This is a genomic window from Chryseobacterium sp. AC417, assembly GCF_979258215.1.
Genome location: NZ_OZ409845.1, coordinates 3123987 through 3142951, shown reverse-complemented (window position 1 = coordinate 3142951; position 18965 = coordinate 3123987). Strand labels below are relative to the sequence as shown.

Genomic DNA, 18965 nt, shown 5'->3' with positions numbered 1-18965 from the left:
AATGGCAGACAGCATATATTTTTATTTTTTATGACTGAATCTTCAAACAAGTTATCAGGACAATCTTATCCTGAATTTCTTGATTATTTCAAAACTTCACTTCACCATCTTTTTCAGAAAGAAAACATCGATAAGCTAAGTCTTTCAAGAGGTCTTCCGCCCAATGTGTGGAAAGAAATCATGAATCTTAAGCCGCTTTCGGTTGCCGTACCGTCTGAATTTGGAGGTCGTGGATTGAAAGTAAAGGAATGTTTGGGGATTTTATCAGCCGCTTCTTATGAATCGCTTGCGTTATCATTAACTTTCGGAATCAATATTGCGTTGTTTTTGGAGCCTTTAGCGAAATATGGAAACGAGTCTATTAAAGGAAATATATTTCAGCACTTTTTAGATCATGGTGCAATGGGAGGTTTGATGATTACGGAACCGGATTTTGGAAGTGATGCATTAAATATGAAAACTCAGAATGAGTTGAAAGGAGATTTTTACGAAATAAAAGGTACAAAACACTGGCAGGGTTTAACAGGTTTAGCTAATTACTGGCTGATTACCTCAAGAAATGCAAACGCAGACGGAAATCTTTCAAGAGATGTAGATTTTTTCATCGCAGATACCCATCAGAGAGAGCAAAATATAGAGGTTTTAGAATATTATGATAATCCGGGGTTATATATGATTCCTTATGGGCTTAATAAAGTTGATATCAAAGTTCCGCAAGCCAATAAGCTGATTCCTGAATCTACAGGATTAAAAATGATGCTGGATATTCTTCACAGAAGCAGATTTCAGTTCCCGGGAATGGGAATGGGCTTTCTGAAAAGAATGCTGGATGAAGCTTTGGATCACACAAGAAACAGAATTGTTGGAAATTCAAATTTGTATGCATTGGATCAGGTACAATATCAACTGACGAGATTAGAGTCATTTTTTACATTGTGTTCGGCGATGTGTGCAAAAAGTTCTAAAATCAGCGGAATTGAAAATAACCTTTCATCAGACGGTGTTCATGCAAATTCTATGAAGGCACTTGTAACAGATATGATGCAGGAAGCTGCTCAGATTCTTGTACAGCTCAGTGGTGGAAAAGGATATCGATTGAGCCATATTGGCGGTAGAGGAATTATGGACAGCCGTCCATTTCAAATCTTTGAAGGTTCTAATGAAATGCTGTACACACAGATTTCAGAAGGAATTTTAAAAGATATGAAAAAGAAGAAAATAGAAAATGTAGGTGAATATCTTCAGCAAAATGTGTTGAGCGAAAATGCCGCAAAATTATATACTCAAAACTTAGATGTTACAATCAATACAGCGATTTCTCAGAGGAAAATGATTGATCTGGGTAAAGTGGTTGCAAGAATCATTACCGTTAATGATCTGTTGGAATTGAGCAATGCAGGATTCAATCAAAAATTAGTTGATAATTCTGTGGAGATGACAAGACAGGAAATTGTTTCACTTCTTGCTTCGATGAACCACCATCAGGATTTGAAACCTTTGGATGACTATTCAGAAAACAGCAATTGGCTGTCTTTAGTTTAAGCTCAATATTTTAAAAATAATAGATCTCCATAAGCTTTGTTTGTGGGGATTTTTTTTAACAAAAACTATCAATCCATAACTAAATGCTAAATATCAGACTAAATTTTGTAACTTACTTATTCTTCAATGGTCATCGTTTTATTGTAATATATTGATTCAGATTGCCGGAAAAAACAAAACTGTATGAGAATTTACATTAAATATATGGTTAGTCTGCGATGTAAAATGATGGTGCAGGAAGTAACCGAACAGCTCGACTTCAAAAATGCTGTTGTCAATCTCGGAACAGTAGATTTCCCAGGTAAAATTTCTACAGAGCAACTGGAAATTTTCAGAAAAAAATTAGCGCATATCGGACTTGAATTATTGGATGATAAAAAAAGCATTTTAATTGAAAAGATTAAAAATACAATAACAGAAATGATTCATAATGCTGAAGAACAACCAAAAGAAAATTATTCAGAATATTTAAGTAAAAAATTAGGGTACGACTACACTTATTTATCTAATGTGTTTTCTGAGGTGAACGGATATACCATACAGCATTTTATCATTATTAATAAAATAGAAAAGGTAAAAGAACTTTTGCTATATAACGAACTTAATCTCACCGAAATCGCCTATAAACTTAACTACAGCAGCGTTGCACATCTTTCTTATCAGTTTAAAAAAATAACAGGTCTGTCACCATCTTTTTACAAAAATCTAAAACTCAAAAGGCAAAAAAACCTTGAGGATTTATAAGTAATGTGTGATTTATGTAAATCCAATATTTATTTATGTAAGCATTTATGTAAGATAATCCTTCATCTTTGTACTGTGAGATAAATACCAGAAAAACTGCTCCGCAAATAATAATGTGGAAGAAGTATTTAAATTGCATCAGAGTTATTGATTGTAATAACTCAGTTATAAAGTAATATCCAGAAAATATTCTTCGAAAAGAAACTCCAGTTTCTATATTGAGTTCTCAAAATTATAATTCCCTAAATACCATTTAATTACGTTTCCGAAAGTTATTTTAACTCAGGAAAGCCGTCACCCGGCAAACAAATACTATGAGTTTTAAGAATTTAAACTTAATCAATCCTATCGTTCGCGCCGCTACAGAAGCAGGATGTCCGAAGCCTACAGAATTGCAGACCAGAATTATTCCGCAAATCTTAAATGGTAAAGATGTTTTATGCTGTATTGCCCGCGGAACAGAAAGAATGACCTCTTTTACAATGCCCGTTTTGCAGGCACTGAAAAAGAACAATCCGGATCATAATGAGACGAGAGTTCTGGTGCTGACTCCCAATAAAGAGACTGCATTAGAGATTGAGGATAATTTTAAAATTTATACCAAATATCTGCCGTTATCACAGCTTTCTGTACATGAAGGAATTTTGAACGGTACGCAGCTTTCTTCACTCAGAAGAAGATTAGACGTTCTGATTGCGACCCCGGAAAAGCTGATGCAACTGGATGATCAGAGACATATCAGTTTGTCAAAAATTGAAGTCTTAATTATAGATGATATGGAGATATTACTGAAGAATAATACGAATGATCTTAAAAAGCTGATTAGTAAACTTCCGGTAAAAAGACAAAATATTATATTTTCGTCGGTTATCTCACCAGAAGTCACTACCTTCGCAGCGAAGATCATAGATGACGGAGTGGATATAAGAAAAACATCTGTTTATTCAGCGGTCTCTTAAAAAGAAATACAAGTCTAATTTATAATTAGACACTTAATAATAAAACAATTTTAATACCAATACAATGCAACAAGGCACAGTTAAATTTTTTAACGAAACAAAAGGTTTCGGATTTATTTCTCCATCAGAAGGTGGACAAGACATTTTTGTACATTCTTCAGGATTAAACACTAAAATGATTCGTGAGAATGATAAAGTGGTTTTCGACGTAGAAAAAAGCGAAAAAGGATTAAATGCAGTTAATGTAAGACTTGCATAATCGATATATATCGTAAAAGAAAGCTGCTTCGCAAGAAGCAGTTTTTTTTTGTTTATAATTTCCGAATTTGAGTTTTAATTTTGTTCTGCAATTTTAGAAATTTTATACCGTTTAAACTTAACTGTTGTATTAATCTTTCAAAATTCTTTTTATCGTTCAACTATTAATTATTCCATAAGTAAATCCTAACTCAAAAAAATATGATGAAGTTTTATGGTATGGGCATACTTTTTGGTTAACGATAATCAATACATTATGAAGCTTATGAATCATGGATGTATGGTATGTGAAATGCAAAATATATTGTTATTAAAAACAACAAAAAATTGGAAAAATCAACTCACTCTTTATCCGACCCGAAAAACAAATTAGGTAATCATCTTGATATCTATTTAAAAGCGCTTGATTCTGCAAATTCCGGTATTATCATTACCGACAATATGCAGCCTGATAATCCAATCATTTACTGCAATAAAGCTTTTGAAACTCTTACAGGTTATAAACATAATGAGATCATTGGTCACAATTGCCGTTTTCTGCAATCGCAGGACAGAGCACAATCTGAAAGAGAGGCAATTAAAAAAAGTTTAATAAATGGCACAGAATGTCGGGTTGAAATCAGAAACTACAATAAAAAAGGCAGACTTTTCTGGAACGAATTATTTGTTTCTCCGGTTAAAAATGAGAAGGGTGAAGTTACTCATTTCATAGGTGTTCAGAATGATATTACAAACCGTAAAAAATCTGAACATGAGTTGAGAGAAGAAAAAGCTTCTGTTGAAAAAAGAATTCAGGAAAGAACGAAGCAATTGCAGGATAATGAGATTTTTCTTTCGAGTATTATACAAACCGTAAGAGAAAGTCTGTTGGTTTTAGATGCAGATTACAAAGTATTAAGTGCCAACAGTCATTTTTTAAATACCTTTAAAGTTACTTCGGAGGATACAGTAGGAACTCCTCTTTTTGAACTAGGAAATCATCAATGGGATATTGATCAGTTGAAAGAGCTTTTACTGAAAATTTTACCAACCAACAACCCGGTTATTGATTTTGAGGTTGAACATGATTTTCCGCACATCGGAAAGAAAATAATGCTTCTTAATGCTTATCGTATAGAGTTTGAAGGTCAATATAAAGACCGGATTTTAATTGCTATAGAAGATATTACAGAAAAAAAAGAAATTGATCGACGCAAAGATGATTTTCTTTCAATAGCCAGTCACGAATTAAAAACTCCGCTTACAACTATAAAAGGTCTTGTTCAGCTTCTTCAAAGGATGCCGCCTGAAGGAGCATCTACTAAATTTTTATCTACACTTGATAAAGTAGGAACTTATGTAGATCGGCTGAATAATTTGATTACAGAACTTTTAGATACTTCAAAAATACAATCAGGCAATATAGAATTGCATAATGAACCGTTTGATGTTAATAAAACTATTCGGGATACGGTTGAGAATTTGTCTTTAGCAACTCCTGATTATAAAATTTCGCTGCATGATGAAACTGAAGTTCTGATTTTGGGTGACGAACTGCAGATTTCTCAGGTGATCAATAATTTAATTTCCAATGCTATTAAATATTCCCCCGGTTCAGATAAGGTGGAAGTGTATGTAAATAAAGTGGGAGACTTTGTTAAAGTTTCCGTCACTGACTATGGAATGGGAATCAGTCCGCAGGATAAAGTGAAAATATTTGAGAGATTTTTCAGAGCAAGAGATATTCAGAAAAAATTTCCGGGTTTAGGCATTGGATTATACATCTCACATGAGATCATAGCCAATCACAAAGGAACGCTTTGGGTGGAAAGTGAAATTGGCAAAGGATCTACCTTTAGCTTCACTTTACCAATAATGAAAGTTGATAACAATGGACAATAGAAAAATAATGGTCTGCGATGATGACCAAGGTATATTAGATGTTTTGCAAATGCTGCTGGAATCAGAAGGTTTTGATGTTTTTACCGAAATTAACAGCACCAATCTAATTAAAGAAATGAAAACACAGTCGCCAGATCTTCTTTTGTTAGATTTGTGGATGCCTGTCCTTTCCGGAGATCAGGTCTTAAAAGCATTGCGTGCTACAGAAGAATTTCAGAATCTTCCGGTGATTGTTCTTTCTGCGAGTGTTGACGGCAGTAATATTGCCGGAAATGCCGGAGCTACAGATTTTATCCCTAAACCATTTGACATGGATGATTTAATCGAAAAGATCAAAGAATTACTACCCCATACAGGAGGAGTGGGTTCAAAAATAGATTTCTCTATTAATTAATCAGCTCTTAGTATTTGGGAGTCATCTGTTATAAAAATAAAAGCCTGAGTTATTTCTCAGGCTTTGTCATTATTTAATTTAATTTAATTTAATTTAAACTTTACTTTTGTTTTAATTGCATCAGAAGAATTTCCGATCAATGCTTCAAAATCACCGGGCTCTGCGACCCATTCGTGTTTATCAGCATCAAAGAAACTTAAAGCAGATTTATCGATGGTGATGCTTACTTCTTTTTCTTCTCCGGGATTTAAGAAAACTTTTTCAAATCCTTTCAACTCTTTTGCAGGACGCGGTACTGATGATTTTACATCATTAATGTATAACTGAACAACTTCTGCTCCGGCTTTTTTACCTGTATTTTTAACACTTACCGTAAATGTAATTTGGTCATTCTGACTAATCGTTGTTTTATCAGCTTTTGCTTTTCCAAACTCAAAAGAGGTGTAGCTTAAGCCATGTCCGAAACTGAATAAAGGTTTGATTTTCTGAGTGTCATGCCAACGATAACCTACAAAAATTCCCTCGTTATAAGTGATATTGATCGGGTTTTTCTGATCTTTTCCTTTTCCTGCAGCCAATTCTTCCTTATTACCGGGATATTCTCCCAATTTATGAGCAGAATTATCTTCCAGTTTTATAGGGAATGTGAATGGCAGTTTACCGGAAGGATTTGCATCTCCTGCCAAGATAGAGGCGATTGAGTTTCCTGCTTCAGAACCTAAATACCATGATTGAAGAACAGTTGGAACGTCTTTAATCCAGGGCATTGCAACGGCATTTCCGGAAACCAGCACTACTGCAAAGTTTTTATTGGCTTTTGTCAAAGCAGCAATCAGGTTATCTTGATTATAAGGCAATCCGTAGCTTTTTCTGTCGTTTCCTTCACTATCCTGAAAGTCACTTTTGTTTAATCCGCCCACAAAAATTACGTAATCAGATTTTTTTGCCAGTTCTACAGCTTCATTCAGTAATTCTTCTGCAGAACGAGTGTCTTTAAGATCCTGACCAGATTGCACACCATTGTATTCTCCGCCAATGTCGCCTACATAACCTCTTGCAAACTGCACATCACTCTGTTTACCGAATCTTGCTTTAATTCCGTCTAAAGGTAAAGTCTCATATTTTACTTTTAATGAAGAAGAACCTCCGCCGACAGTCATGATTTTGATGGCATTTTCACCGATTACAGCAATCTTTTTAGCTTTATTAATATCAATCGGGAGGATATTTCCCTGATTCTTCAGGAGAACAATTCCTTCTTCACCTATTTCTTTTGCTACAGCCTTGTGTTCTTCAGAAGCCACGTTCCCGAAAGGCTTCTTTGTATTCATGGTAGTTTTGTACGCTAAATTCAACAGTCGGGTAACCTTGTCATCCAATTCTTCTGTACCTACTTTCCCTGCTTTAATTAAATCTAAATAGGGTTTTGCTAAATAATAATTGTCATAGGCATTTTTTGTTCCTGCCGAAAGACCATTGGTCCAGCTTCCAAATTCAAGATCTAAACCGTTGTGAATGGCTTGTTCAGTATTGTTTACCGCACCCCAATCTGAAACTACAACCCCTTTGTAACCCCATTCTTTTTTAAGAATATCATTCAACAGATATTGGTTTTGACTTGCATACTGCCCTTTGTACATATCATACGCACCCATAATCGTCCAGGAATCTCCTTCTGTAACAGCAGCTTTGAAAGGCGGCAGGTAAATTTCATATAAAGTTCTGTCATCAATATTGACGTTACTGGTATGACGAAACATTTCCTGATTGTTGAGTGCATAATGTTTTACGCTCGTCGCAACTCCATTAGACTGAACGCCTTTGATATAAGGAACTACCATCTTTGAGGTTAAATAAGGATCTTCACCCATATACTCAAAGTTTCTTCCGTTAAGAGGAGTTCTGTAAATGTTGACTCCCGGTCCCAGAAGAATATCTTTTTTTCTGTAACGTGCTTCTTCACCCAAAGCTTTACCGTAATTCCATGACATTTTTTTATTCCATGTTGCGGATAAAGCAGTTAACGCAGGATAAGCAATTACAGAATCATTCGTCCAGCCAGCCTGGTTCCACTCGTCCCACATTACTTCAGGACGAACACCGTGAGGACCGTCTGTCGTCCAGAATTCAGGAATTCCCAATCTCGGAACTCCGGGCGAACTGAATTTTGACTGTGCATGAAGCATTGCTACTTTTTCTTCCAGAGTCATCCTGGAAAGTGCGTCCTGAACACGAAGTTCTACGGGTTTTGATTCATCCAGATAAATGGGTAAAGCTGTATTTTGAGCCATAGAGTAAGCAGATATAAGTGAAAATAAACCCACAATGGCAGTTTTCTTTAACATAAAAACCTTTTTATTGATTGATAACAAAAATAGGCAAAATATTTATTATCTCAAATTGAGAAAATGATTTTAATGATAAAATACTTATTTTAACAATAATCTATTCTGCCAATCGTCAAAATCCTTTCACTGCTCCGCCTTTGAAAATTTCTTCAGCTTTCTTTGCCACTTCTTCAGACTGATAAGCTTTTACAAAGTTTTTTACTTTCTCATCATTTTTATGATCTTCTCGTGAAACAATTACATTCATGTAAGGTGAATTTTTATCTTCTTTAAAAATTCCAAATTGATTGGCATCTAATCCGGCCTGTGCTGCAAAATTATTATTGATGATAGCGATCACAACCTCTTTATCATCCAAAACTCTGGGCAATTGAGGGGCTTCAATTTCTAAAATTTTCAACTGTTTCGGGTTTTCGGTAATATCGGTTACTTTAGGCAGTAACCCGATTCCTTCTTTTAGCTTTAGCAAACCATTTTTTTGAAGCAGGAATAATGATCTTCCACCGTTTGTAGGGTCATTGGGAATAACAATCGTACTTCCATTTTGAAGTTGTGAGATATTTTTTATTTTTTTTGAATACGCTACGATTGGATAAACAAAAGTATTTCCTATAACCGCCAATTTATAGCCTCGCTGTTTTGACTGCTCTTCTAAATAAGGTACATGCTGAAAAGCATTGGCATCAATATCACCATTATTAAGTGCTTCGTTCGGAATAACATAATCATTAAAAGAGACAAGCTCAACCTCAAGATTGTATTTTTCTTTGGCTACTTTTTTTGCAGTTTCTGCAATTTCCTGTTCGGGACCTGAAGTGATTCCTACTTTAATGTAATTCGGATCTTCTTTTTTTGGAGAATTGCATGCATTTAATAAAAATAAACCTGCTGCAATACCTAAAATTTTTATTTTTTTCATTGTAAAATTATTTTTTAACTGTATACTATATAAACTTATCTGTGATCAAACCTCTTTGCCAGACGATCTCCGGAAAACTGAATAATAAAGACCAAAGCCACGAGTAAACCGAGAACCAGATTCATAATCAAAGCATCATAACCGATGTATCCATATTGATATCCAATCTGTCCCAATCCACCGGCACCAACTGCGCCGCCCATGGCTGAATACCCTACTAAAGTGATGAGCGTAATACTCGCATTGTTAATCAGAGATGGAAGAGCTTCAGGCAATAAAACCTTTTTGATAATTTGAAAAGGACTCGCTCCCAAAGCTCGTGCAGTCTCAATCAAGCCTTGAGGAATCTCAATCAGACTGTTCTCAACTAATCTTGCGATAAACGGAGCTGCACCAATACTTAGAGGCACTAATGCTGCATTCACGCCAATTGAAGTTCCCACCAATAATCTTGTGAAAGGAATCATCCATACAATCAAAATTATAAAGGGTATTGACCTGAAAATATTGACAATGACAGATAAAATTCTATTGTAAATACCATTTTCCAAAAGTTGACCTTTTTTCGTTAAAAACAGAAAAATTCCGACAGGTAAGCCCAGAACAAATCCGAAAAAACCTGAAGCAAAAGTCATAAAAATAGTTTCCCAAAGCCCTTTAGACAAAAGAGAAATTGTAGTTTCGCTAAGCATATCCTCTGAGTGTATTTTGAATTTTATTCTGATTAAAATAGTAAATCGCTTTCTGATTTTCATCTGATTTTCCTTTCAAATGGAGTAGCAGTGTACCGAAATTGGCACTTCCCAAATATTCTACATCGGCTTTCAGAAGCTGATAAGGAATTTTATATTCATCATATATTTTTGAAAGCAGCTTTTCAACGCTGATATCTTCATTAAGTTCAACTTCAACTAACGGAAACAAGCCTTCCTTCGGCTCTTTCTGAAGTGTTTTGTTAAGTTCAAAAGGTATTGTCATGTTTCCTGAGTTTATAAATTGTTTAATAATAGGATGCTCTCTGTTTGAGACGATCTCCTGTAAAGTTCCTTTAACGACCAGTTTTCCTTTATCGATGACGGAAACGTGATTACAGATGGTTTTGATGACATCCATTTCGTGGGTAATCAATAAAATTGTGATTCCAAGACGTTTATTAATATCTTTTAAAAGTTCGAGAATAGATTTCGTGGTAGCCGGATCGAGCGCACTCGTTGCTTCATCGCAAAGCAGTAAGTAAGGATCATTGGCTAAAGCTCTGGCAATGGCAACCCTTTGTTTTTGTCCGCCCGAAAGACTTTTAGGATATTCATTCGCTTTGTCTTCAAGTCCTACAATTTTTAAAAGTACATTAACTTTCTCTCGGATCTGATCTTTTTTAAGCTGATCAAGTTCCAAAGGAAGCGCTACATTTTCGAAAACCGTTCTTGAAGAAAGCAGATTGAAATGCTGAAAAATCATCCCGATTTTTTTACGCTCTTTTGCCAGTTGTTTTGAGCTTAATTTTGTGAAATCTGTTCCGTTGATGATAATTTGTCCCTGATCTGGTCTTTCCAGAAGATTAACCGTTCTTATCAAAGTGCTTTTTCCTGCTCCGGAAAACCCGATGATTCCTACAATATCACCTTTTTCAATAGTAAGATTCACATCCTTCAAAGCTTTAAAAGACTGTTTCTTCTGATGAAATGTTTTTGAAATGTTTTTAATTTCTATCATTATTATTTTGATTACATAGGTTGATAAGGTCTGTTGATTCTGTTAATCTGTCTCACAGTTTTTCTGATCTTTGCTTTTGACCGTTTAGAAAGTTTAAAATACTTGGTGACGTTCGTTAAAAGAACTCCAATCAGAATAATGAGTAAACCATACAGCTGATTTCCGTTAATCGTTTGATTCGCAATAATAAAACCTGCAATAACAGTAACGATCGGGTTGATATAAGTATGTGTACTCACGATGGCAGCAGGTTTTACCGATAAAAGCCAGATGTATGAGATGTATGCGATGATTGATCCGAAGAAAATTAAAAACAGTAAACCCAGCCAGGCCGAAACCGGAACTGCTGTGATGGAAAAACCCGTCCATTCATTTCTGAAAAGTGCAACCAGGAATGATGCAAGACCTGCCACAATAAGCTGTTGTGCAATATTCATAAAAGTTGAATGATCTGCCGGATTTTTCTTGGAATATAAGGATCCCAAAACCCAGGCTATCGAACTTAATGCGAGAACAATAAATGCAATAATTCTAAGAGAAGAATCCACATTTGCAGTGTGAGTATTTACGCTTCCGTTTAAAAATAAAATCAGACCGGCAAAACCCAGTAGTAACCCGATTGGAATAAATTTGTCTGAAAAATAATAGCTCCAGTTCTTTTTATCGATGGCAATGAACCAAAACGGTCCGGTTGCAATAGCGATGGCAGCTTCGGATGCAGTAACATATTGTTCACCCCATGCGACAAGACCGGTTCCTCCGGTAAGAATCAGAATTCCTGTGACTGCATTTTTCCACCAGTTTTTCAGTGAATTGGCTTTCTCACCTTTTGCTGTTAAATAGCCGATGAGTAAAATTCCGGCAGCAAAGAATCTGAATCCCGAAAGTATAAAGGGCGGAAATCCTGTCAGTCCGAACGAGATGGCGAGAAAAGTAATTCCCCAGATGATATAGATGTTGGCGAAGGCTACAGGAACCAGCCATTTGTTTTTAAAATCAGTTGTTTTCATATTGTTTTTTCACTTGTTTTTTTTAAATAAAAAAGGCTCTACAACGTGGTAAAGCCTTTAAAATATATGTCATAATAAAAGTAAGGTCATCCACTAAAATTCATATATAAAGGCATACAGCAATACATCATCATGTGCATGATGTTGATCTTCTTCATAGAATTGTATTTGAATTTTGTTTTCATTTTCATTTTCATTTCCAAACCTGATTACGGGTGCAAATATAAAACATATATTTTTATTAGTCTACTTTTTTAGTAGACTTTTTAATTATTTGTATTTAAGCTTTTGATTTTTAGAAGTTTATTTTTTAATTTAAATAATATTTCAGTCTTTATTAAAATTAAATTACTTTTAAAAAATGAAAATCCAGATCATCAGCGATTTGCATCAGGAATTTGGCTTTACCGATTTATCTTTTATAATTGGGATATTGTTTTTAACAGGTGATGTAAACTTTGAAAGAAATACAGTGGGTTAAAATTGAAATTAGTGAATTATTTGTGGATGTCGAAGACGTAAGATTTCACTGAGCAATTTTATAGATGATTTTCTTTATATTTACCAAAGCAACAAATATATATAAATGAAAAAAATAGCTTTATTAGTGTCAATAATTTCTCTTACTTTATTTAATGCACAGAATTATTACGGAACTGAAATTATTGGATTTCAATCGACCAATAGGCCGCAAAATTTAACGAAAAGTGCTGATAAACTTCTACTTTCTTGTTTTATCGGATACAATATTACAGGAAGTTTTCCTATCACTTTCAAAGGTGGATATCAAGACGGAATCGTAATCTCTTTGTCTCCTACAACCGGAGCAATCCAATGGATAAAACAATTTGGTGGGGGCTCTGCTGAAAGTGTTGTGGATACAGCAATTGATGCTGCGGGCAATATCTATGTAACTGGTTTTTTTTCAGGTTCGGGTGCAATTAACGGGTTAGACGCAGATCCGGGACCTGGTGTTTATACATTATCGGTGCCTTCACCAGCAGAAAATAAGGATATTTTTATTGTAAAACTGAATCCGGCAGGTGATTTTCTTTGGGCAAAACAATTAAGTTCTCCTTCAGGTACTTCCAATGATGAGGTGTACTCTATAAAAATAGATTCTGCAGGTAACGTTATATTAGCAGGTGAATATAGGTATTTAGATTTTGATCCTAATTCAGGAACTGTAGAAATGACATCACAGAGTCCGTACAGTTTGAATGCTTTTATTCTAAAATTAACTGCGAATGGAGATTTTGTTTGGGTAAAAACTTTAGCGGGTTTAGATTCTCAAATAAATAGTATTGCTCTGGACGGCAGTGACAATATTTATGCTGTAGGACGTTACAGTGGAACTATTGACTTAAACCCAGATCCTACTGTCACAGATATAAAAACTTGTGCTGGTTCTCATAATGCTTTTGTTGCTAAATACACTCCTAATGGAAATTATGTCTGGGGTGCATCATATGGTGGTAGCTCGACCGATTCTTTGAATAAAATAATTTTAAAAGATAATAATATTTTTGTTGGTGGCTATTTCGGAGGAACAGTAGATTTAGATCCTTCAGCAGGTGTAAATAGTTTTACTTATGCAGGTGGCATACATGCATACATTTCCAAATTTACTACAGCCGGAAATTATATTACATCGATGGTAATACCAGGAACAGCCAGTAACGCAGACTATATCACTGATATTTTGGTAGATGAGAATAATAATATTTATGTTTCTGGTTCATTTAGAAATATAATAACATTAGGAGGTAATAATTATACAACTTATTCTAATGTAGAAGATGCGTTTTATCTAAAACTAGATTCTAATCTTACTTTTTCTAAAATCTATCTAATTCAAGGAAATAGCGCACAAATCAATTCATTAATACAAAATCTTACTTCAACTAAATTTTTGGCAGTAGGTAGTAGTTCACAGGTAACAGACTTTGATAGTACGTCAACTGTATCACCAGAAGTGACACCCCATTCTATAAGTTACATATATCTTACAAAGTTTGATTTCGAGAATACGGTATTAGGTACAAACGATTTTATTTTAGATAATTCTACTTTTTCAATTTATCCAAATCCTACAGAACTTAATATCAGCATCAAATCAACAAAAAAAATAAAGAATGCTACAATCTATAGCTTTGACGGAAAAAATTTGATGACAATTGGTGGAAGCGATATTAAAAATATCAATGTTTCTTTGTTACCAAAAGGTGTATACATCGTACAGACTGTTGATGAAAATGGTGATAAAAATCAATCAAAATTTATTAAAAAATAGTTTTTATTCAATACTTCATAAAATTAGAGGAAATCCGTCTAGCATATTTGTGAGACGGATTTTTGTTGGAAGTTATAATATTGTTAATTTTAGCAAAATCATTCATGGTAAATACAAAGGCAATGATAAAAATGTGTAAACAAAATCTTTTCTAAAATCCCATTCCATAATTCCAAAAAAAATCCCGATTTTTGCACCCCTTTCAATAACCCGATTATTCATGAAACTTTGTATTGCCGAAAAACCAAGTGTTGCCAGAGATATTGCCAAAGTATTGGGCGCAACCATGCCAAAACAAGGTTATATGGAAGGAAACGGTTACTGCGTGACATGGACGTTCGGACATCTTTGTACCCTCAAAGAACCACACGATTACGGGCCGCAATACAAATCCTGGAACCTATTTTTACTGCCTATTATCCCAAAAAATTTCGGAATCAAATTAATTCCAAATAAAGGGGTTGAAAATCAGTTTAAAGTGATTGAAAGACTGGTTGCAGAATGCGATGAAGTAATCAATTGCGGGGATGCCGGACAGGAAGGAGAACTCATTCAGCGTTGGGTTTTGCAGAAAGCTAAATGCGACAAACCGGTGCAGCGTTTGTGGATCTCATCTCTTACAGAAGAAGCCATTAAAGAAGGTTTTGAAAAATTAAAACCTGCCGAAGATTACAAAAATCTTTATTTAGCAGGAAATGCAAGAGCAATAGGAGACTGGTTGCTGGGAATTAATGCAACCCGACTTTTTACCAAAAAATTTGGCGGAAATAAAGCTGTACTTTCCATCGGAAGAGTACAGACTCCCACTTTAGCGATGCTCGTTCAGCGTCAGAAAGAAATTGATGCATTCTCAACTGAGGAATATTGGGAACTGAAAACCAAATACCGTGACGTTATTTTCAACGCAGCCATTGACCGTTTAAAAACATTTGAACGTGCCGAAAAAGGTTTGGAATATTTAAAAGTCAATCCCTTTGAAATTCTTTCATTTGAAATTAAAGAAGGCAAGGAGAAAAATCCCCGATTGTTTGATCTGACCGGACTTCAGGTGGAAGCCAATAAAAAGTTCGGATATTCTGCAGACCATACCTTAAAATATATTCAGAACCTGTATGAGAAAAAGCACGTCACTTATCCGCGTGTTGATACCACCTATTTATCTGAAAGTCTGTACCCGAAAATCGGAGGAATTTTGCAAAGTATGGTTATTTACAAACAGTTGATTTCGCCTTTGCTGGAACAGCCAATTCCAAAGTCTAAAGCAGTTTTTGATGATGCGAAAGTGACTGATCACCATGCGATTATTCCGACTGAAATTCCGCCCACACAAAGTCTTGTCAGAGAAGAAAAACTGATTTATGATTTGATTGCCAAGCGTTTTATTGCAGTTTTTTATCCGGAATGTAAAATTTCAAATACATTGGTAGAAGCTCAGGTAGGAACGATTCCGTTTAAAACAAGCGGAAGACAGATTCTCGAACCGGGTTGGAGAGTTGTTTATGCAAAAGATACAAAAGAAGAACCGACGGATAAAGAAAAAGATAAGGACGAGGAACAGACGATTCCTGAATTTAAAGTAGGCGAAACCGGACCTCACGAACCGATGATTCATCAGGGAAAAACGACACCGCCAAAACCTTACACCGAAGCAACTTTACTTCGTGCCATGGAAACCGCAGGAAAACAGGTCGATGATGAAGAACTTCGTGAAATGCTGAAGAATAACGGAATCGGAAGACCTTCAACACGAGCGAATATTATCGAAACACTTTTCAAAAGAAAATATATTGAAAGAAAGAAGAAAAATCTGGTTGCTACACCAACCGGAATGCAGCTGATTGATACGATTGAAGATGAAGTCCTGAAAAGTCCTGAATTAACAGGTGAATGGGAATTAAAGCTACGCAAAATTGAAAGTGGGGAATATGAAGCCAATCAGTTCAAAGAAGAACTTATAGAGATGGTTACAGAATTGACCAAAAAAGTTATTTCGGGTAAAGCAAAAGTTTTCACTCTTTACGAAGAGCCGGAAATCATTGAAAAGAAAAAAAGAGAACCTGGCGTTAAAAAAGAATTGCAGACCTGGGAGGAAACTCAGTGTCCGAAGTGCAAAACGCATCAATTAGTCAAAGGAAAAACCGCAATTGGATGTTCAGATTACAAAAACTGCGGTTTCAAAATTCCGTTTGAAATATTTGGTAAAAAACTATCAGAAAAACAACTTTTAGATTTAGTTTTAAAAGGAAAAACTTCAAAGCTAAAGGGCTTTACTACACACCCGGAAAGTATTACTGAAGGAGTGATTTCGCTTTCACCAGAATTTGCGACTGTATTGTTATAAAGAGTACTTTTGACAACAACCAACAGCTGTACAAAGATAATTGATTAAAGAAATCCCTTCTTGTAAAGCTTTTACCCAAGGGTAGGCTTCAATACTAATTGGAATAGAAACAATTCCCACAATTTTTTTAAAATTATCTAACTGAACTTTTTTTCCTTGTGCAATAGAATATATAAATTAACATTTCTATACTAGGATTATAGATAAAAACTTATCTTTTTTTTTGAAATAGGTTCTATTTTAATAAATTTTTCACTTAAGATTTTGCTTGCTTCTAGATGTAATTAATAAAATAAAGCTTAAAAGATATGATATTTTTACAGTCATCTAAAGAAATTTTCAACAATAAGACCATATTTTTCAACGTTTATTGAATCCTTTAAATCATAGCAAGTATAACTTTCGCAAAAGCTAGGAGTGACAATAATTTGCAAAAATTGTTTATTAATTTCTAAATTCATCATATCTCCATTATTTACTTTACTCTCTTTTAAGAGATTATATTTTATTTTATTTTCATTTAAAAATTTTATTATATCTCCTTTATTTTTTGGAGAATTAATAGTTTGTTTGTTTTTTGCATATTTATAATCTTGATAATAATACCTAAAGACAATTTCATTATCTCTTTTCAAATAAGAAATATTTTTTCCATGTAATTCATTTCGAAAATATTCAATAGATGATTCCTCGATTCGATTATGTACTCCAAAAACTCTCTGTGGATAATTTCTATTTTCTGTGAGAGGTTTTATGTAAGTAAATATGACAGGTTTAAATGAGTCTATTTTAATTTGATTATTAATTTCTGTAAAATATGGTCTATTTATCGGATAAGTAAATTTAAATAGTGTTTCTATTTTTTTATTGTCATCTATACTAATAAAGTCCAGCCTTTCAATATTAGTATTAGTTTTACATGAAATAAATAAGAAGAATATTAGTGGATAAATTTTATTTAAATTCATTTTATTTCTGTTATAGGTTCTTTTAGATTTCTTATTTGTTGTCCCAATTCAGTTTTAATTTCTAAAAAATTATTTAAAGCTCGGATCTTTTTTAAATCATCACTCCGAAGATCCGCACCTGCATTTATTTTCTTCGGTCTACCATTAAATTGATAGTATTCATTGCTGTCATTAATATATAAATCATCACATACATCTGAAATCACAACAGGCCCTCTAAACTCAAACAAATTATCAGAAAGTTTCATAACATCATCAGTAGTGCATAAATAATTGATTAAAGATATACCTTCTTGTAATGTTTTCACCCAAGGGTAGGCTTCAATACTAATTGGAATAGAAACAACTCCCACAATTTTTTTAAAATTATCTAACTGAACTTTTTTTCCTTGTGCAATAGAATATACAAATGACATTTCCATACTGCGATTGTAGATAGACACGGTTGGTAAAAGTTTATAAAATTCACTTTGAGTATTTATTTCGAGCTTTGGAAAATTTTGAATATTAAATATATTATCTGTAAAAATTTGCTACAATTGTTCTATAATTTTCAATATTGATAGAATCTTTCAAATCATAACAGGAATAACTTTCACAAAAATTAGATGTTGTAACAATTCTTGAAAAATGATTATTTATATTTAAGTCTAAAATATCTGCTCCCGATTTTTTATAGGACTTAATTAAAATATATTTGATCTTATTTTTATTTAAATAATTTAGTACATCTGTTTTACTTCTAAAATGAGTACCATTTTGTATAATATCTTTATAATCCTGAAAAAAATGACGAAACACTATTTTGTCTTTTTTTTCCAAATATGAAATACTCTTACCTTTTAAATCATTTTGAAAGTATTTAAGAGATTCAGCATATGTTTTCTTAAAAAAAAATTCATATATCTTTTCTGGAATTTTTTCATTTTCTTTTAGGGGACGTACATTAGAATAAAGAATTATATTAGTACTATTACTACCTTGAAACCTATCATTATATTTATAATAATTTTCCTTAAAAAAAGTTGTCAGCTCTACGATTTCATCTTGTTCAATATTTTTTTTGATTTTACATGATAAAATCAAAAAAAATATTGATTGAAAAATAAAAATTTTTAATTTCATATTATTTCATTAATTGGTTCTTTAGTATTTTCAATTTGAATTCCTAAATCTGTTCTGATTTCTAAAAATTTTTCTAATGCTTCGATCTTTTTTGCATCTTCTAATCTTAAATCTATACCAGAATTTTCTTTAATAGGTCTGCCTTTAAACTCAAAATATTCATTACTTTTATTATAATATAAATCAACGTAAACATCAGAAACAACAAAAGGCCCTCTAAATTCAAATAATCTATCTGATAGTTTCATCACATCATCTGCTGTACAAAGATAGTTGATTAAGGATACACCTTCTTGTAAAGCTTTTATCCATGCGTACGCTTCTATTGTTATTGGTATAGAGACTATACCTACAATTTTTTTGAAATTATCTAACTGAACTTTTTTTCCTTGTGCAATAGAATATACAAATGACATTTCCATACTTCGATTGTAGATAGACACGGTTTGCAAAAGTTTGTAAAAATCGAA

17 protein-coding genes are annotated in these 18965 nt (G+C 33.6%); 8 read left to right on the top strand and 9 right to left on the bottom strand.

The genetic code is table 11. The features are described 5' to 3' along the window. Positions 1–30: 30 nt before the first annotated feature. The 6 genes from ACZZ9T_RS14935 to ACZZ9T_RS14910 all read left to right on the top strand — a co-directional run bounded on the left by ACZZ9T_RS14935 (position 31) and on the right by ACZZ9T_RS14910 (position 5778). A complete protein-coding gene (locus tag ACZZ9T_RS14935) occupies positions 31–1542 on the top strand; it encodes an acyl-CoA dehydrogenase family protein (protein WP_463442749.1) in 1512 nt (503 codons plus the stop codon). A gap of 183 nt (positions 1543–1725) precedes the next feature. Further along, a complete protein-coding gene (locus tag ACZZ9T_RS14930) occupies positions 1726–2286 on the top strand; it encodes a helix-turn-helix domain-containing protein (protein WP_463442748.1) in 561 nt (186 codons plus the stop codon). Positions 2287–2600: 314 nt separating this feature from the next. Next, positions 2601–3245, top strand: a complete 645-nt coding sequence (locus tag ACZZ9T_RS14925; protein WP_463442747.1) for a DEAD/DEAH box helicase — start codon at positions 2601–2603, stop codon at positions 3243–3245. A 64-nt stretch (positions 3246–3309) separates the two neighbouring features. Beyond that, positions 3310–3504 (top strand): cold-shock protein, encoded by a 195-nt coding sequence (locus ACZZ9T_RS14920; protein ID WP_314497930.1) that lies wholly within the window; start codon positions 3310–3312, stop codon positions 3502–3504. Between the two features lie 326 nt (positions 3505–3830). After that, positions 3831–5384, top strand: a complete 1554-nt coding sequence (locus ACZZ9T_RS14915; protein ID WP_463442746.1) for a PAS domain-containing sensor histidine kinase — start codon at positions 3831–3833, stop codon at positions 5382–5384. Continuing rightward, on the top strand, positions 5374–5778 hold the full coding sequence (locus tag ACZZ9T_RS14910) for a response regulator (protein ID WP_463442745.1): 405 nt from the start codon (positions 5374–5376) through the stop codon (positions 5776–5778). The genes ACZZ9T_RS14915 and ACZZ9T_RS14910 overlap by 11 nt, the downstream gene beginning before the upstream one ends. Positions 5779–5861: 83 nt before the next feature. Here ACZZ9T_RS14910 and ACZZ9T_RS14905 read toward each other — a convergent pair whose 3' ends face one another. The 5 genes from ACZZ9T_RS14905 to ACZZ9T_RS14885 all read right to left on the bottom strand — a co-directional run bounded on the left by ACZZ9T_RS14905 (position 5862) and on the right by ACZZ9T_RS14885 (position 11768). After that, positions 5862–8123, bottom strand: a complete 2262-nt coding sequence (locus ACZZ9T_RS14905) for a glycoside hydrolase family 3 C-terminal domain-containing protein (protein WP_463442744.1) — start codon at positions 8121–8123, stop codon at positions 5862–5864. A 115-nt stretch (positions 8124–8238) separates the two neighbouring features. Continuing rightward, entirely contained in the window at positions 8239–9045 is an 807-nt protein-coding gene (gene metQ, locus ACZZ9T_RS14900; RefSeq protein ID WP_463442743.1) for a methionine ABC transporter substrate-binding lipoprotein MetQ, read from the bottom strand. Between the two features lie 35 nt (positions 9046–9080). After that, complete coding sequence (gene metI / locus ACZZ9T_RS14895; protein WP_463442742.1) at positions 9081–9737, bottom strand: methionine ABC transporter permease MetI; 657 nt, start codon at positions 9735–9737, stop codon at positions 9081–9083. Beyond that, a complete protein-coding gene (locus ACZZ9T_RS14890; RefSeq protein WP_463442741.1) occupies positions 9730–10758 on the bottom strand; it encodes a methionine ABC transporter ATP-binding protein in 1029 nt (342 codons plus the stop codon). The genes metI and ACZZ9T_RS14890 overlap by 8 nt, the downstream gene beginning before the upstream one ends. Before the next feature lie 11 nt (positions 10759–10769). After that, complete coding sequence (locus ACZZ9T_RS14885; protein WP_463442740.1) at positions 10770–11768, bottom strand: EamA family transporter; 999 nt, start codon at positions 11766–11768, stop codon at positions 10770–10772. Positions 11769–12354: 586 nt separating this feature from the next. Here ACZZ9T_RS14885 and ACZZ9T_RS14880 point away from each other — a divergent pair. Together ACZZ9T_RS14880 and ACZZ9T_RS14875 are read left to right on the top strand one after the other, a co-directional pair. Next, entirely contained in the window at positions 12355–14061 is a 1707-nt protein-coding gene (locus ACZZ9T_RS14880; RefSeq protein WP_463442739.1) for a T9SS type A sorting domain-containing protein, read from the top strand. Between the two features lie 220 nt (positions 14062–14281). Beyond that, positions 14282–16402, top strand: a complete 2121-nt coding sequence (locus ACZZ9T_RS14875) for a type IA DNA topoisomerase (RefSeq protein ID WP_463442738.1) — start codon at positions 14282–14284, stop codon at positions 16400–16402. 323 nt (positions 16403–16725) lie between these two features. Here the strand turns inward: ACZZ9T_RS14875 and ACZZ9T_RS14870 are convergent, their stop codons facing one another. The 4 genes from ACZZ9T_RS14870 to ACZZ9T_RS14855 form a co-directional block, all read right to left on the bottom strand. Then, entirely contained in the window at positions 16726–17370 is a 645-nt protein-coding gene (locus tag ACZZ9T_RS14870; protein WP_463442737.1) for a hypothetical protein, read from the bottom strand. Continuing rightward, positions 17367–17792, bottom strand: coding sequence for a hypothetical protein (locus ACZZ9T_RS14865; RefSeq protein ID WP_463442736.1), 426 nt, complete (start codon positions 17790–17792; stop codon positions 17367–17369). Before ACZZ9T_RS14865 ends, ACZZ9T_RS14870 begins: the two co-directional genes overlap by 4 nt. Before the next feature lie 94 nt (positions 17793–17886). Continuing rightward, positions 17887–18495 (bottom strand): hypothetical protein, encoded by a 609-nt coding sequence (locus ACZZ9T_RS14860; protein ID WP_463442735.1) that lies wholly within the window; start codon positions 18493–18495, stop codon positions 17887–17889. Beyond that, positions 18492–18917, bottom strand: a complete 426-nt coding sequence (locus ACZZ9T_RS14855) for a hypothetical protein (RefSeq protein ID WP_463442734.1) — start codon at positions 18915–18917, stop codon at positions 18492–18494. Before ACZZ9T_RS14855 ends, ACZZ9T_RS14860 begins: the two co-directional genes overlap by 4 nt. Positions 18918–18965: the final 48 nt, after the last annotated feature.